Source organism: Methanolinea mesophila (assembly GCF_017873855.1).
GTDB classification, from domain to species: Archaea; Halobacteriota; Methanomicrobia; order Methanomicrobiales; family Methanospirillaceae; genus Methanolinea_B; species Methanolinea_B mesophila.
Genome location: NZ_JAGGKR010000001.1, coordinates 2165434 through 2182132, shown reverse-complemented (window position 1 = coordinate 2182132; position 16699 = coordinate 2165434). Strand labels below are relative to the sequence as shown.

15 protein-coding genes are annotated in these 16699 nt (G+C 59.1%); 9 read left to right on the top strand and 6 right to left on the bottom strand.

Annotation, left to right across the window (positions count from 1 at the left end; genetic code table 11):
* Positions 1-2 precede the first annotated feature (2 nt).
* Entirely contained in the window at positions 3-617 is a 615-nt protein-coding gene (locus J2741_RS10385) for an METTL5 family protein (protein ID WP_209675183.1), read from the top strand.
* Entirely contained in the window at positions 614-1786 is a 1173-nt protein-coding gene (locus J2741_RS10380) for an MFS transporter (protein ID WP_342452259.1), read from the top strand. The genes J2741_RS10385 and J2741_RS10380 overlap by 4 nt, the downstream gene beginning before the upstream one ends.
* A gap of 131 nt (positions 1787-1917) precedes the next feature.
* Here the strand turns inward: J2741_RS10380 and J2741_RS10375 are convergent, their stop codons facing one another.
* The 4 genes from J2741_RS10375 to J2741_RS10360 all read right to left on the bottom strand — a co-directional run bounded on the left by J2741_RS10375 (position 1918) and on the right by J2741_RS10360 (position 7523).
* The gene (locus tag J2741_RS10375; RefSeq protein ID WP_209675182.1) at positions 1918-3810 is read right to left on the bottom strand and encodes a multicopper oxidase family protein; all 1893 of its coding nucleotides are present in this window, start codon (positions 3808-3810) and stop codon (positions 1918-1920) included.
* Between the two features lie 301 nt (positions 3811-4111).
* Positions 4112-4795, bottom strand: a complete 684-nt coding sequence (locus J2741_RS10370) for a PrsW family intramembrane metalloprotease (protein WP_209675181.1) — start codon at positions 4793-4795, stop codon at positions 4112-4114.
* 85 nt (positions 4796-4880) lie between these two features.
* The gene (gene corA, locus J2741_RS10365; protein WP_245249486.1) at positions 4881-6092 is read right to left on the bottom strand and encodes a magnesium/cobalt transporter CorA; all 1212 of its coding nucleotides are present in this window, start codon (positions 6090-6092) and stop codon (positions 4881-4883) included.
* Between the two features lie 75 nt (positions 6093-6167).
* Entirely contained in the window at positions 6168-7523 is a 1356-nt protein-coding gene (locus tag J2741_RS10360; RefSeq protein WP_209675180.1) for a hemolysin family protein, read from the bottom strand.
* A gap of 225 nt (positions 7524-7748) precedes the next feature.
* Here J2741_RS10360 and J2741_RS10355 point away from each other — a divergent pair, with 225 nt between their 5' ends.
* A complete protein-coding gene (locus tag J2741_RS10355) occupies positions 7749-8213 on the top strand; it encodes a hypothetical protein (protein ID WP_209675179.1) in 465 nt (154 codons plus the stop codon).
* Positions 8214-8404: 191 nt separating this feature from the next.
* On the opposite strand, the gene J2741_RS10350 is transcribed toward J2741_RS10355, so the two are convergent.
* Entirely contained in the window at positions 8405-8722 is a 318-nt protein-coding gene (locus tag J2741_RS10350; RefSeq protein WP_209675178.1) for a hypothetical protein, read from the bottom strand.
* Between the two features lie 324 nt (positions 8723-9046).
* Between J2741_RS10350 and J2741_RS10345 the strand changes: the two genes are divergently transcribed.
* The 3 genes from J2741_RS10345 (at position 9047) to J2741_RS10335 (ending at position 12388) form a co-directional block, all read left to right on the top strand.
* On the top strand, positions 9047-9982 hold the full coding sequence (locus J2741_RS10345; RefSeq protein ID WP_209675177.1) for a hypothetical protein: 936 nt from the start codon (positions 9047-9049) through the stop codon (positions 9980-9982).
* Between the two features lie 376 nt (positions 9983-10358).
* Positions 10359-11255, top strand: coding sequence for a metallophosphoesterase (locus tag J2741_RS10340; RefSeq protein ID WP_245249484.1), 897 nt, complete (start codon positions 10359-10361; stop codon positions 11253-11255).
* Positions 11256-11482: 227 nt separating this feature from the next.
* Positions 11483-12388, top strand: coding sequence for a methyltransferase domain-containing protein (locus J2741_RS10335; RefSeq protein ID WP_342452258.1), 906 nt, complete (start codon positions 11483-11485; stop codon positions 12386-12388).
* A 211-nt stretch (positions 12389-12599) separates the two neighbouring features.
* Here J2741_RS10335 and J2741_RS12960 read toward each other — a convergent pair whose 3' ends face one another.
* Complete coding sequence (locus J2741_RS12960) at positions 12600-14135, bottom strand: B12-binding domain-containing radical SAM protein (protein WP_209675176.1); 1536 nt, start codon at positions 14133-14135, stop codon at positions 12600-12602.
* Positions 14136-14400: 265 nt separating this feature from the next.
* Between J2741_RS12960 and J2741_RS10325 the strand changes: the two genes are divergently transcribed.
* The 3 genes from J2741_RS10325 (at position 14401) to J2741_RS10315 (ending at position 16501) form a co-directional block, all read left to right on the top strand.
* Entirely contained in the window at positions 14401-15204 is an 804-nt protein-coding gene (locus J2741_RS10325) for a PEGA domain-containing protein (RefSeq protein WP_209675175.1), read from the top strand.
* Positions 15205-15273: 69 nt separating this feature from the next.
* Entirely contained in the window at positions 15274-15507 is a 234-nt protein-coding gene (locus J2741_RS10320) for a hypothetical protein (protein WP_209675174.1), read from the top strand.
* Positions 15508-15658: 151 nt separating this feature from the next.
* Positions 15659-16501 carry a protease inhibitor I42 family protein gene (locus J2741_RS10315; protein WP_209675173.1) on the top strand — a complete coding sequence of 281 codons (843 nt, stop codon included), beginning with the start codon at positions 15659-15661 and terminating at the stop codon, positions 16499-16501.
* Positions 16502-16699 lie beyond the last annotated feature (198 nt).

The following is a 16699-nucleotide window of genomic DNA, read 5'->3' as shown; positions in this document are numbered from 1 at the left end:
AGGTGAAGCTCCGGCAGCTGGAGATGAAACTTGAGCGGCTTTCTGGCTTTTCCTCTCCTGATCCCGGGAAGGAGCAGTACCGCACCCCTGCCCCCCTGGCGGCACGGCTTCTCTTCCATGCCTGGAGCAGGGGGGATATCGAGGGAAAGAAGGTAATCGACCTGGGGTGCGGCACCGGGGTGCTCTCGGTGGGGGCAGCCCTCCTCGGAGCGGACGAGGTGACAGGGATCGATATCGACCCGGCTGCGCTCGAGGTCGCGGAGAGGAATGCAACCGGCGCGGGAGTGACGGTCGGGCTGGTGCGGGGGGATTTGGCGGATCCCGCGGTGGTCGCGGGGCTGCCCCCTGGTGACACCGTGGTTATGAACCCCCCGTTCGGGGCCCAGACTTTGCATGCAGACCGGCCCTTCATCGATGCCGCCCTCCGGCTCGCACCGGTAACGTACGGGATCTTCAATGCGGGGTCCCGCTCCTTCCTCACATCGTACCTGCAGGGGAGAGGCGTGGTGGATGAAGTGGTCGCGGGCGTGATACCGATAAAAAAGACCTTCGCGTTCCATACCAGGGAGGTCAGGGAGATCCCCGTGGAGATCATGGTGCTGAGGCGGGTCATGTGACGAGCAAGGTTCCGGCGCTCTCCTCCCTGTTCCTGGCCCATCTTGTCACCGACATCTACATGCCGGTGATATCGGCAGTCATTCCCCTGCTTATTATCACCTACGGGTATTCCTACCTCATGGCGGGACTCCTGGTCACGGCGTACAACCTCACCTCTTCACTCTTCCAGCCGGTCTTCGGCTGGCTCTCGGACAACAGGGGATGGCAGGTCCAGATATGGATTAGCCTTCTCATCTCCGCGACGTTCATCTCGTTCATGGGTATTATCCCCTGGTATGCCGTCCTCCTGGCGTTTGCCGCCATTGCAGCCCTCGGTCATGCGTCTTTCCACCCCTCTGCCCTCTCCCTGGTGAGCAGGATTGCGACCGGGGAGAACAGGGGGCGGATCACCTCCCTGTTCGTGGTGGGCGGGAATTTGGGCTACTCCCTCGGGCCCTTCCTGGCCGGCGCCCTGGTCCTGTACTTCGGCCTGCCGGGGCTGCTTGTGCTCCTGGTCCCTGCCGTGGTAATGGCGGTGCTGCTCAAAAGAATCCTTCCCCGCACAGAGCCGGTCCCCGTCCCTCAGCCGTCCCCGGGGCAAAATTCACGCGCATCACTCCGACCCCTCACCCTGCTCTTCGCGGCGGCGACGTTTCGGGCCTGGGCGGTATTTTCGGCCATAACCTTCATCCCCCCGCTTCTGGTGACCAGGGGATACGACATCTTCGTCGCGGACCTCGCGGTGACCCTGATGCTCCTCGCCGGAGTTGCCGGACAGGTGATCGGCGGGTCACTCTCGGACGTCTATGGAAAGAAGGAGTTCGTCCTGGCCGGGATGGGGCTCTCCCTTCCTGCGTTCTTCCTTTTCATCTTTTCGGACGGCTGGGCATCGCTCGCAGGACTCATCCTCTTCGGGTTCTTCCTCTGGTCAAGTTTCGCCATCACCGTCGCCATGTCCCACGAACTGGCCCCCCACCGGGTCGGGTTTGCCTCCGGGGTCATGCTTGGGGTCGCGATGGGAGCCGGGGGGGTGGGGGTGGCAGTCAACGGTTACCTCGCAGACCAGTACGGGCTCATCTCAGCGTTCGTCCCTATCCCGGCGCTTATCTTCATCGCGGCGCTCCTGATCTTCCTCCTTAAGTACCCCTGGAAGATCCTGAAAGGGAGAGCCTCCCTGCGTAACGAGTGAAAGCTTTTCCATCTGGTAACCTGATTACCGGGAAATAAACTGGTCCCCGCGGGATCGGTGTGCGGCAGGGTTAGGCCAGCATCTCACGCTACGGCCTGCACAGATTTCAGAAAAAATAGGAGATTTGGTGATTACGGCGTAACGATGTACGGCCGCATCATCTCGTTGTCCTCGTGGTCCAGGATGTGGCAGTGCCAGACGTACTCTCCTGTGGTCACATCGAACGGATACGGGGTCCCGGTCTGCTGGGCCCACCTCACCCGGATCTTTGTTACCTGTCCCGGGTTCATCTGGATCGTATCCTTCCACCCGATCTCGCTCACTCGCGGCGGTGTAGCGGTACCGGTAAGGTACGGTGTCGGGTCGACCGGTATGGTCGCATTGGACAGCGGCGGTTGACCGTTCACCGCGAGCCATTGCGCTTCATATGCATCGACATTAAAGTTCTGCCGGCTTACGAGCTGGAACTGGACCAGGTGGAGATGGATGGGGTGCGTATCCATGGTGGGGTTCACGATGACCCATTCTTCGGTAGTCCCGACCTGGGGGTTCTCGGAGATGGGCGCCGCCCACTTCTGCCCGTCGAGGAGGATCTCAATCGGGTTGTCGCCGGGGTCCACGACCTCCTGGAGGGTCAGAATCCGGGTGTTTGTCGGAGCCGGGAGGTTCGGGAAATTACCCGTAAGTGTCGGGTTCAGGGACGTGGGGAGCCTGGCAGGCCGGGGTCCGGTCGTTGGGCCGACCACGAACTTGATCAGCTGGGCGGTATTGGCATCAACCGGATCACCTGACGGGAACGGAGTCGCTGCACTGTTCATCAGGATAACCTCGGTGCCGGTGGGCAGGCGGGAGAAATCAATGATGATATCCGCACGCTCGCCGGGGGCAATGGTCAACTGGTTCATAACCGCAGGCCCCTTCAGGTACCCTCCATCGGTCCCGATCTGGGTGAAGCTCATCCCGTTCGAGAGGGTGAGGGTGTAGAACCTTGCATTCGAGCCGTCGAGGAGCCGGAACCGGTACGCGGCCTTGTCCACGTTCATCTTAGGCCAGACCAGCCCGTTCACCATGATGGTATCGCCGAAGAACTCGGGGTTCCAGTAGGGATGGACGTCCGGTACGTTTCCTACCGTGTAGAAGTAGAACGAACCGTCGTCGTTGAACGTCCTGTCCTGGAAGACCAGGGGCACTTCATATTTTCCCTGCGGGAGGGAAGAGGCCAGGGGGTCTACAGGGTCACGGAGCAGATAGAACCCTGCGAGCCCCGACATGACATTCAGCCTGGTGATCCCGAGCGCGTGATCGTGGTACCATAATGTAGCCGGAGGCTGAGTGTTCGGGTAATCGTACACCGCTGAATTCGCGGTCTGGGGGAAGGTGGTATTGGTATAGTACGTCGATCCGTGAACCCCGCTCGCGGTGAACCACTGGTCGGGATCCCCATCGGAGGCGGCGGTCACTTCAGATCCGTGCAGATGTACAACAACTGGTACGGGAGACTGGGCATCGTAATTGTTGGTGTTGTTGGGAGCCCCCGGGACGAATCCCGGCGGGAATGGCGGGAACGGGGGCGAGAGCATCATGGGTATCGAATTGGGGTTCGCCCAGTGGAGGGTCGGGTCGACCGCAAACATGTGAGGAGTGTTGATCTCGTTGATCCAGCGAACGTTGATAGGCGTCCCCTTGGCCGCTTCGAAGCTCGGTCCGGGTGAATTACGCACGAACCCCAGCGGGGCCCCGGTCACCGCATCCTTGGCAAGCCCGCCATAGCCCCATACCGTGGTGGTCAGGCTCATCGACGGAGGGAGGACCTGCTGTGAGAATACGGTCATGTTCACTTCGTAATAGTTCGGACTGACCGGGACGTATACCGGCGGGGGGCCGGTGATAGTGTTTTCCCATTTAGGAATAGTCGCCGGGTCAATCAATGCACTCACCGGCATAGCGATGCATGCTAAAAGTGCGAGGGCAAGGACGGCCATGATCCCACCCCTCATCCATTGAATGTTCTCAGAACGATTCATGGACTGCTCAATGATATTTCTACATTATAATTTCTTCGATCAAAATGAAGAAAGAAGCCGGAATTAACCTTTTTTTAGGAAAAAAACCCCGAGGTACGTTTTTCTACCAAGAATATTCCCCACTCTCCGCGCCACTACCGGATCCGTAGGGACCCTCATCCCATTTATATGTATCCCCTCGCGGACTTCCTAAAAGAGAACAGGGTTTTTTCCCTGAATACGGCAGGCTACGAGTAGTTTTTCGGGAAATATTCCCAGACCCCTGTGATAGTTATGCCGGGGGGATCCCTCGTGTCATGCATTAACGGGGGTGGTTGAATGGAGACTGTGCGAGGGCCCTCCTGATATGCCTGAGGGCGATCCACCATATGAACGGGAAGAATACCAGGACCAGCACCGCCACCCCGATATCCGAGAAGAGGAGGAGGTTGAAGATCGAATGTGAGATCATGGCCGCGATCAGCCCCCCGGCAATCACCGCCGGTCTGGCGGAGGGGGCCATGAACTTCGCCTGGCCGAGCGCGTACCCCCACATCGAAGAGAAGAGGGCATGGCCCGGGACCGAGAGGATCGCCCTGATGACCCCGGTCTGGAGGGCAAATACCGCCGATGTCTCCAGCGAGGTGAACACGTAGATAATATTCTCCAGGGTGGCGAACCCGAGCCCCACCGCAGTCGAATACACGATCCCGTCCATGGGCTCGTTGAACTCCACCGACTGGTAGACCGTGCTCCGTACCACTATGTACTTGGCATATTCTTCCAGCACCGGGGCTATCGCGATGGCGATGAGGAAATCCCCCAGGAGAAGCCCGATAGTCCCCTCCAGGAAGGCCACCGGGATGGTGATGGTCATCCCGAGCAGATACACGATCGCGATCCAGGAGAGCGGTTCAGGCTCGTACTTGTCCCGGTGATAGAAATACCATAACCAGAACAACCCGGGTGCAATCGCCAGTATCAGGAACGGGACGAAAAGGTCCATGTATGGGAAGTGGATTGGTGCGCGACCGGAATAAATAGTTTAGGAATCGTCCTCCGGGGGATTCCCGATACGGGAGAGGGGGTGCTCAGATCCATTTCTTTTTCCGGAAATATCCGAGCATGATCGCCACCATCCCGATCATGACCCCCCATATCACGTAGTAGCCGTACCGGTAATTGATTTCAGGCATGTTGCGAAAATTCATGCCGTAGACCCCGACGATGAAGGTAAGCGGGATGAATATGGTCGCTATCAGGGTGAGCACCTTCATGATCTCGTTCATCTTGTAGGAGAGGCCCGAGAGGTAGATATCGATCATTCCCGACACCATGTCACGGTAGGTCTCAAGGGTGTCGATAATCTGGATGATATGGTCGTACACGTCGCGGAGATAGATCAGGGTCTCTTCTTTGATGAGCGGAGAATCTGAACGTTCCAGTCCGGTGACCAGTTCACGAAGCGGCCAGACCGCCTTTCTTAAGTAGATCATGTCTTTTTTCAACCCGTTGATCTTCTCCATGGATTGCGGGGTCGCGTTCTCCACGAGTTCCTCTTCCAGGTCTTCCACCCGCTCCTCCATCCGCTCCATTACCAGGAAGTAGTTGTCCACGATATTGTCGATGAGGGCATAGGCGAGGTAATCGGGACCGAACCTCCGTATCCTCCCGTCCTTCCTAATCCGCTCCCTGACCGGGTCGAACACGTCTCCCGGGTCTTCCTGGAACGAAAGAAGGTAGTTCGGGCCGATTATGAGGCTCACGTGCTCGAGCCTGATCTCTTTTCCCGGGAGCGGGGCCTGGATCATCTTCAGGTTGATATAGAGATAGGTGTCCAGGTCTTCCATTTTCGGGCGTTGCTCGGTATTCTGGATATCTTCGAGGATCAGGGGATGAATGGAGAAATACGTCCCAATCTTTTCCAGGACCTCGACGTTCGCCACCCCGTCGATGTTGATCCAGGTGACCGTGGCCGTGTCCCGGTAGGGAAGGCAATCCTCGATCTTCTGCACCTGCCGCTCTTCGAAATGGACGGAATCGTAGTCGAAGAGCGTGATTCTCACCGGTCCTCCCTTCGGTTCACCGGTCACTTCCAGGGTTCCGGGAGGGAGTCCTGCCTTCTTCGAAAGTTTATGGCGCCGTCTGGACATGGAAAGGCCGTAATCCGATAGTAAGATGCACGAGACGGCGAGATAAGTGTTGTGAGGGACCGCACCCCCCGCCTTGTTCGCGACCACAGGGTTCTGCCGGCCCTCTCCGATACGACGTGTGCCCTGTACGGGAAAAATCACCGGGTTCATGCAGGAACGCCGGCGGTACCCTCAACCTCGTACTAATGCAGGGCCCCGGGACCGTACTTTCCCGTTCCTAACGGTCTATTCGCTGCGTTCTTCGGGTGCGGTTAGAGTTTCAACCGGCTCGAGCGGTGAAAGAAGGACCTTGTCCACCCTCCTACCGTCCATGTCCACCACCTCGAACCGCCACTTCTCCCAGTCGAAATGATCCCCCGTGACCGGGATCCTTCCCAGTCTGAGCATCACAAATCCGGCCAGGGTATGGAAATTTTCCTGGTCCGGAAGCGGACCGGCCTCCAGCAGTTCCTGCACCCCGTCGATTGGATAGAGCCCGTCGACCAGGTACGACCCGTCCTCCCGCTGTACCACCATCCGTTCATCCGGCGACCCCTGGGTGGTGAATTCCCCCACGATGGCCTCCATCAGGTCGTGGGGGGTCAGTATCCCGGCGACGCCCCCGTATTCGTCCACTACCACTGCAAACGCCGCGCCCGTGTGCTTGAACGTCTCCAGGGCCCGGAGCACCGGCGCATTTTCGGGGATGAACTGCGGCTCCCTGAGGATACCCCGGAAGTCCGGCACCTTTCCCCGGATCTCGGCGGCACGCACGTCCCCAATCCAGACGATCCCGAGAATATTGTCGAGGTTTTCCCGGTACACGGGGTACCGGGAGTGGCGCTTCGTCTCCATAACACGGAGGTTCTGCTCGAGGGGATCGGCAAGGTCTATGGCCGCGATGTCCGGGCGGGCGGTCATCACCGAGTAGACCTTCCGGTCCCCGAGGTTGAACACCCCTTCGACCATCTCCTGTTCTTCACGTTCCAGGACCCCCTCCTCCGTCCCTTCCCTGACGAGAATCCGGATCTCCTCCTCGGTCACCCGGGGGCCGGGGCGTTCCCGTATCCTGAGCAGCCAGAGTACTCCATCCGTCGAGACTGAGAGGAGCGCAACCACCGGAGCAGTGACGACAGTCAGGGCGGTGATCGGCCGGGCCACCATCGCGGCGATCTTTTCGGGGTTATGGATCCCTATCCTTTTCGGGGCGACCTCCCCGATGACCAGGGCGATGTAGGTGACCAGCACCAGGACCAGCACGAACGAGATTGTCTCTGCGTACGGCCCGGTCAGGGGGAACAAAGAGAAGAACGGGACCAGCAGCGGCGAAAATGAAGCCGCCGCATACGCCCCGGTGAATATTCCCACCAGGGTGACCCCGACCTGGATGGCAGAGAGGAACCGGTTCGGGTCCTGCTTGAGGGCAAGCGCCGCTTTCGCCGACTTCGCCGTCCGGGCAGCCTTTGTGGCCTTACGTTCCTCCAGGACCATGCTTTCCAGCCGGAATGGGCTTGCCGCCACCAGGGCGAACTCCGCCATGGAGAGATACCCGTTAATCAGTATCAGGATCAGCAGTACCGTAAATTCCCAGAGTGTCGCCATCGGAGTATCACCAGTAGTCGCGTCTGTCACTCATTTTTACCCGTGTACCCATTACCGTTCCGGAAGCCACGGGAGTCACGCGATCGCGGTTCCGGTTCCGGTTCCCGATACCTCCCCGGGGTTCAGGGGTAAGGGAAAGGACACCGGTACGAGCCGTGTTCCGGGAAGACTCATTTTTCATCACTCCCCGCACCTTTTTGGCCATGCCCGTCGAACATCAGGGAAATGAGCGATATACCTGTTAAAGCTGTTCTTGCCGCCGGGATCCTCGGCGGAATATGGCTCTTCATCATGACGTATCTTGGGAGCAACGCGGGGACCATGACCGCACCGTACGATATCATGACTATCGGCGGAATGAGAGGCGAAACCGATCCGGTCCTGGCGTTTTTCTTCCTTTATCCCTTTGTCCTCTCGTTCACCTCCGCGATAGTGTTCGGCATGGTGCGTACCTCGCTCGAGGGGCCCGATATCCGGCAGGGGCTGCACTTCGGTTTGATCATGATCCTTCTCGTGATGGTCCCGAGCCTCTACGTCATCTACACCTCGATGACCTACCCCCCGGGGTTCTTTATCGGGAGCCTGTTCACCGATCTGATAGGCTTTCCGGTACTGGGGATCCTTTATGCGAGGATCTGGTCCGGAATGGCAGGGAAGCAAAAGGCAAATTCGCCCGCAGCCGGGGAATAAGGCCGTGTATCGGAATCTTCCGGATGGTTCCGGATGGAAGACTTCCCATTGAATCCTGAATTGAAGATCCGTGAGGGCAGAACGGCGTCATTCCCCGGGAAAAGCGGTCCCCGGAAACGAATGTGTCCGCCGGGGTCTGGGTCCGCCCGGTCGGTCGGAATCACGGCTCCACGCAGGCAGGCCTGAGAAGGTCAGCCCAGACCTGCCAGGGCAATGCCTGCGGAAGCCAGGAAAAAACCGGCAAGAAACCCATAGATTACCAGTAAAAACCCCCTCTTCCCTTTTTTTGCCCCTTTGAAGAAGATATCGTAGTTGAGATACCCAACGAATGCGAGGATCCCGATGCCTGCCAGGGCGATCAGTCCCTCCTGGCCGGGGAGGAGGCTCCGGGATACCGGCTCGGCACGGGCCCATGCGTACGAGACCAGGTCGGCGATGCCGGGAATTCCCAGCCGGAACATGCCCCCGGCGATCAGGGCCGCGATGAAGAGGCGTCGGCGGGACGTCATGGTTCTGGTACAGGAGGTCTGCACGGGAGATGATGAATCCCGCCCCCGTATCGGCCCACTGCCGTTGCTTCTCCTCACATTTCACCACCGATACGGCCAGCAGACGCATCGGGTCGACCTGCTGCCCGGACCTGATGCGGGGGTGAGGTGAGCGACCCGTCCCATGGCGTAAGACCTGACGTAAGAGCTGTTCGTCCCGGTCAGCACTCAGCGGTAACGGTGCGACGGAGTCCCGGCAGATCATTTCGGGGGGTGGCAAGGCCCCCCCGGACACTACGCAAACGACTTTGGCCTTTGAGCATAATTCTACCAACAGGCGTCCTTATGGTGGAACCCGCGACTATCTTCCAGGCTCCCGGCCCGCTGGAAAATATCATACAGTATTTTCTCTCCCTTCCGGAACTGGTCCTCCAGGGGGACATCCTCGCGATCCTCATCTTTTTCATCCTGATTTACATCGCTATCTGGGTGATCCAGAAACTGACCACCGTGCTGGTGAAGGTCTTGAAAAAGATCTTCCTCCTCATCGTGGTAGGGCTTGCCTTTACCCAGTTCCTGATTGTCCTGCTCGAAAAGATCAGGCTTGAGGGATGGACCTCGGACACCCTGGTCTTCGGGATCGTAGGGTTCGTGATAGGAATTTCGGCGTTTGCAATCGCCCTCTATGTCGCGCTGCACTCGATACGGGTCTTCCGGCGGGGAGGGGAACTCCCGGAAGAGACCACGGCTGATGAAGGGGCAGGACAGCCGCCAGCGCCAGGTACAGCCGGTGCGGAGGAACCCGTAGCCGGGAAAGAACCGCCGGTTCCTCCGCCCCCCGTGCCGCCGGGCCCACCCCGGGAGAAAACCGGTATGAAGGAGAGTTTTGGGACGAGGGTAAAGGACGAGCTCTCGCTCAGAGCCCTGAAAAACGACAAGAGGATCGGGGCGGTGGTCGCCTATATCATTATCGCCGAGTTCGGAGTCTTCTCGAGCAAGACCACCCACGCTCCCAATATCGAGACCGGGCTGATCTTCTTCGGCGGGTTCATGCTGGCGAGCCTGATCTTCGTCCGCCTGACCTACCGCGACTATTACCGGGGGCTCCGCCACCTTGGGGCCGCGGTGCTGATCGGCGGGATGCTCTCCCTCATCCTCGGGTATTTTTGGGGAGGGATTCCCATCGACCAGCTCTTATCCCTGAACTATTTCGCAACGGACGCCCTTGTCGCGCTGATAACAGGAATCGCCCTTTCGCTGTTCATGGGGAGTATTACGTGATCCCGTTCCTCCCGGCATTTTGACATAGCTTCGCATAAGGGTGAAAAACGAGGGGATGAATGGCCGGAGGGGTCTTCCATGAATGGAGAGGAACTGCTGAATATCACCCCGGAAGGCGTCACCGATGCAAAGGCCCGATCCTCTGCACGGTCTCGGTGGCCGGAATGGGGCATGAGAGGGTCACCGTGACAGAACCCGTCGGGTAACTCCTGGTCATCCCGACACCCGGGCGAATGCACTTCGGATCTCTAAAAACTCTCATTCTTTCTCTGAAACCCCGGGTCACTCCCGGATACATGGCACAATTACGCGGTACCCCGCAGCTGCCGGAATACGAGGTAATTTTAAGCACCAGGGAGGATACTGTTCGATCTTCTTGAAGAAACCACATCTCCCCCGGATGACATTCAACCGGTATTTCGCCGCGATCTTCATCATGGCGTTGATCCCGGTCTCGGTGGGGGTCATGTACGAACAGGGTTCGTCGACCGAGATCACCGTGCTTACCATTCCCGATGCCCCGCACGGGATCGTGTTCATCGCCGACCCGCACCTTCGCGATGCCAATATGGACCATATCCGCGAGGTCATCGCCGCCATCAATGAGCTCCACCCGTCGGTGGTGCTTATCGGGGGCGACTTCGTGTACGGCGAGGGAGAGGACCTCGCGCTCCAGGAAGTATGGAAAGAGGTCGATGCCCCGGTCTACGCGGTGCTGGGCAATCACGACTATAAATCAGGTGATTCGGGAACCGGCGCAATCCAAAAGACACTCGCACTCCGTGGCGCCGACCTTGACCCTGACCACTACGACCTCGGCTGCATGAAGGACGAGGATCCCGAGGGATACGCGTATGCGGACACCCTCACCGCGGTGCTTGAAGAAAACGACGTCCACGTGCTCCGGAACGAATATACCGAGATGGAAATCGACGGGAAAACGCTCTGCATCGTGGGAGTCGACGACGGATGGGCGGGGATGGCGGACCCCCCCTCACACCCCGAAGGCGACGGTTTCGTGATCTATATGATCCACGAGCCTGAGTGCCGGGCCGACTGGGACGCGGATCTCATCCTTGCCGGTCACACCCACGGTGGCCAGTTCATTCCCCCGGGAGTGGACGGGCTCGCCTCTGACGGCCTGGTAAGGCTCTCCGGACTGGTCACCGACGACAGCACCAGGACCTATATCACAAGGGGGGTGGGAACCTCGAACCTTGAGGTGGAGCTCCGCCTGTTCGCCACTCCCGAGATCGTGGTTATCAATCCCTGAACTATCCGATCCGCTTCTCCTGGACTCAGGGACGGGCCGGGCTCCGCCGTGACCGTGGCCCCGTGGACAGGGTCCGCGAATCCTTCCTTATGACGCGGGGGGCAATCCCCGGGAAAGTGCGGGATCAGGTTCCCGGAAACCCGATGCTTCCCGGTCCCGTCCTCAACACGGTCGATCCATGTGTTTTTTGTGCGAAGAGTTCGATACTCTCCCGCGGAGAATCCGGATTGACCGACTACAGACCTCCTGCAGACATGCCGTACGTGCACGGCCGCTCCGACCGCGAGTCCATGCGGCTCGGCGACCAGGCCGCAACCCTCGAAGACCTGCTGCATCACGATACCCGGTATCCCCCGGGGAGCACGGTCCTCGAGGCAGGATGCGGGGTCGGTGCCCAGTCGGTCATCCTCGCCAGGAACAGCCCGGAAGCCCTTATCACCTCGATCGATATATCCCCGGACTCCGTCGGGAGAGCCAGGGACCGGGCCGCCCGTGAAGGATACACCAACATCTCGTTCCGGACCGGCGATGTATACCATCTCCCGTTCGCACCCGGGGCGTTCGACCATGTATTCGTCTGCTTTCTCCTGGAACATCTTCCCGACCCTGTACGGGCCCTGGAGGGACTTTTACGCGTGCTTAGGCCGGGGGGGACGATCACCGTCATCGAGGGAGACCACGGATCGGCCTTCTTCTATCCCCGGAGCGACGAGGCAACGAAAGCAATCCAGTGCCTTGTGGAGGTCCAGCGGAGAGCGGGAGGGAACGCACTCATAGGCAGGGAACTCTGGCACCTGATGAACGAGGCGGGGGCCCGGTCGGTCAGGGTCTCGCCCCGGATGGTCTACGTCGACGAAAGCAGGCCCGCCCTGGTGGAAGGATTTACCAAAAACACGTTCACCGCCATGGTGGAGGGAGTGGAGACAGAGGCACGTGCCCTCGGGCTTATCGATGAAAAAACCTGGGAAAAAGGAATATCCGACCTCTACAGGACCATGGAACCGGACGGGACGTTCTGTTACACGTTCTTCAAGGGCACCGGCAGGAAGACCGGTCCGTCACGCTCCGGGACGCCGAACAGGCAACTCTGGTCGGATGCAAAAAAGAGTGCGTGCGAACAGGCGGGTCTGTAAGCGGTGCAGCTTCACTATAGACCCTTCGCGCTATTCCCGGCATTCCTGCTGCCGATCCGGATATCCGGGGTATCCCGAATATACCCTCATTGTAACCCTGAATAATTTTTTCCTAAAAGGACGTATGCAGGGATGCGGCACCATGAAAAATATGAGCCATATCCCCGGATCCCCGGAATATGCCTGGTTTTCACGCTCCGTGGTCCGTGCATCAGAACTCGGGGACCAGGTAATTCCTGGCCGTGATATCCCACCCCGCCGGCGGCTGACCCTGCTTCATCTCGCGGGAGTATTTCTCGGCACCCCTGACCATGTACCTCATCGCGAGGCGGGCTATCGCGGTCAGCACCATATTTCCTTCAACGATGTACCGGTTCATCCTCCTGACCATGCGCATGTCATGGTCTATGCATACGCCGAGGAGTTCCCAGTGCGAGGGCGTCATTTTTTCTGCGGTGAACGAGTCCTTATCCGAAAGGGCCGCGGGGTCCATGGATACGAAGTTGAGCGGCACCACCAGGGACCTGGTGTCGCGGATATCCTCCATCATCTCGATGGTCAGGATCACGTCTTCCTCTTCCTCTCCCGGGAGCCCAGCTATAAGGGTGCACGCCGGGATAATGTCGTGATCATTCAGAAGTCCGAGGCTGCTCTTTACGATATCGGGCCAGTCTCCCGGAGAGGACGGAGCACATTTACTCTTCATGTACATCTCCATGATCCTCGGGCTCCCCGTCTCGATGCCCGTCTGCACCCCGATGAAGTTCTGGTTCGGGAGCGTGTAGATAATATCCGCGATGGTCTCGATCAGGGCCGGATTATGATAGGCCGTGGCCAGTGCCAGGTGTGAGAGCCCGATTCCCTTCACGCCCTCTATTCCTGCGACACGGGTGAAGAGGGCGGCCACCTTTTCAGGCTCCGGTTCGATCTTTTTCGAACCGTAGGCCAGCACATCCTCGGCATGAAGGATGGCGCACGAGTTACCTCCCGCCGCGTTGAGCCTGACATCCGCGGCGATCTGGTCGATCGGCTTATGACGGATCTTCTGCATTCCCGGAGTGCAGAACTTGCAGCCGCGGTTGCATCCCCGCGAGATCTCGGCCAGCCCGTGGATTGTCGCCCCTTTCAGGACGGGGATCTTCTCCAGGGGGACTTCCTCTCCATGGATGACCCTCGGGACCTCCTCCCCGGCCAGAATTGCGGAGAACGCTTTCGGTACCGAGACCTCTCCTTCGCCGAGGTGGACATGGTCAATCCCCAGCCGATCCATCACTCCCTCTTCGGCGACCTGCCACGCGGATTTCCCTCCGACCACGGTGGTCACGTTCCTCAACACCGGGTTCCTCATGAGTTCCAGGAACATGACCCGGTTATAGGGCGGTCCTGTGCGGAGCAGGTCGGCAAACGTCGACGTGGGGGGGTTGATTCCCAGGAGGTCGTGGCCGCTTACCGACACAATACCGGTATTTTCGCCCACCATCTTCGGGAGATCCCGCGGATGCACCACTGCCACCTCGTCTTCTCCAAATCCGGATTCGAGCAGTGCCGCCTCGATCATCCTGGTCCCCTGGTCGGCAAATATCGCCCTCCCGTTCTTTCGCGGCACCGGGGGGGCCACCGCATGGAAAAAAATCCAGTCCGGTATAACTCCCTGCGGGATACAGGTGGCAAAACCGACGAATATTCCCCCCCGGTACCTGCTCATCATGGTCTCATCCGTGGTGAGGACGATGGCAGGAGATTTCACGATTTTTTATTCACCTGATGATCCGGTTGATATGTTCTATGCACATGAAATTATCGGTCAAAACGCTCTCATACGAGACATTTTTCCGTAATTCCGGTGGCGAGGTCATGGAGGTCCGAACAAATGTCCGCTCGTATAAAAAAATTTATATAATTTCGTTCCCGAAGGTACCTCCTCCGGAAAATCTGCCCTGTCCGCACGAAGTATCGGGTCAATCCCGGAGCACACAGGTACTATTATTTATTCCGGGCCGCATGGATCCATCATGATCCGCACACATGCATTTCTCGCACTCTCCGCGATCCTGGTTCTCATCGCTCTCGTTCCAGGGGTTTTCGGGATCACGGTGCCGCTTGGGGACCCGGTTCCGCTCTCCGGGGCCGCTCCCGTGGCCGATACGGTCTATCTCTTCCTCACCGGCCCGAACCTGCCCTCGAACGGCGTCCGTCTCGACGATATCACCGCCGAGGTCGTCACCGGTGTTCCCTCAACATTCACCCAGGCTCCTGTCTCGAACGGCCAGTGGCAGTATACCTGGTATACCGGGAGCACGGGAGGAACCCTTGATGCGGGTTCATATACCGTCTACGTCTCTACCACCCCCGTGGGGAGAAATGACCTTTCCAGGGCGGTCTATTCCAGCATAAGCATCACCCTGACCCTCCCGACGATCGAAGTCCCGCCCACCGGAACCCTGGTCGTGGAGTCTGTCCCCGCCGGTGCCGGGGTCGTGGTGGACGGCGTTCTCCAGGGGACTTCCCCGGTCGAACTGACCGGGGTCCCCGAAGGTCAGCACCTCGTGGTACTAAGCTTTACAGGCTACGCGAACTCCACCAGTACGGTGACCGTCGTCGCGGGGGAGACCACTTCGGTGAATGTCGCGCTCGTCCCGGTCTCCCTGCAGCCGACTCCGACTGTTTCCGCCTCTCCGGAGACCTCGCCTCCCACTTCGGCCGCGGCAACCTCCCCCACTCCTGCCCCGCTGTCCCTTGCAGCGATTGCGGGAGCGCTGGGAGGAGCACTGGCTCTCATGGTGTTCCGGGAGGGAACTCACAGAGACGACCCCTGATGGGGATTATTTCCGGCGACCCGGGGAAGGCGCCCAAATCATTTTGAGCTGCCTTTCCAAATTCCACCCATGGACGGAATCGCAGGGGCCGAGCGGGTGAAAAATGGAATTCTCCTCCGGGTCGAGACCCCCTCGGGGGTGAAGGAGGTGCTCTTCGGGTTCGGCGAGCTGGTGGGGATGAAGATCAACGCACTCCACCTCCTGCAATATCCGCAAAAATATCTCTGCGACCCCGGGACACGGGAAATCCGGAGGCGACACGGGAACCGTTCCGAAGAGTCTGCCGTAAAGTTCCCTGAATAAACTTCACCGGAGTCACGGATATCCAGGGTGACAGGTCGGTTTTCAACCCGGGATTCCCTCAGGGCACCCGCCGTAAAACGAGGGAATCTCTCTACCGGTCACCCGGGATACTGACGGTCAGCTTTATCAATCGGTATTTCTATCTTGATCCATGAAACCTGATAGACGCACGTATCTGAAGCTCTGCGGAAGCCTTGCGATCGCAGGCGTCCTTGTCTTCATGCTCGCGGCTGCCGGCTGCACCCAGACCCCCGGCGGCCCCCCGACTTCCACCGCGACATCCACACCGACGGCAACAATCACCGTATCCCCGACCCAGGCCCCCTGGGAGGGGCTCCCCTTGTATAATGAAAGCTCCAACGGCGCCACCGTCGCGGTCAAGCCGGGAAAAACTTTCGTCGTTGCCTTAAACGAGAACCCGAGCACCGGCTACATCTGGAATGCAACGCTCACCCAGGGTCTCCAGCTGGTCACGGAAGATTTCGTGCAGAACCCGGCTCCGGGCATGGCAGGTGCAGGAGGCATCCACTACTGGGTCATAAAAGGCGTCAACGAGATGGGGCCCCAGTCTTTCACGGCGATGTACGCACGACCGTTCGAGACCGTGCCCCCCGCCGAGACCTTCACGTTGAACGTGCTGGTCGAGCAGGTCCTCCCGCCCCAGGACCAGGTGGTCGCCACCTATACGGAGGCCGATAACAACACTACAAAGGAACTTATTGACGAATCCCTCTTCGCGGTGGAACTGCCCGAGAATCCCACCACGGGATATCAGTGGAACGTGACCCTGACCTCCGGGCTGAAACTGGTCAATGAAAGTTACACACCGGACACCTCAGCTCCCGGGATGACCGGGGTCGGAGGCACCCACACATGGATCGTGCAGGCCATATCCATGGGCGGCCAGACCTTCAACGCCTACTACGCCAGGTCGTTCGAGAGCGGCCCGCCGGCGGAGACCTACCGGTTGAGCATCTTTGTGAAAGAGGGCTGATCGGATAAGCCCAGGGACTCTTTTCCACTTTTTTCCAAATCCACCGGCAATGGAATTTGATCAACGATTTCTGCCCGGACTCCAGGGATGGGTCGCCGGAAAGATCACACTTCACCATGTACCGTGTGCCTGTTACGGGATAGTGGTGGAAGTCCCATGATCCGTGAATTATAATTCCCTGTTATCGCCAGGACATGA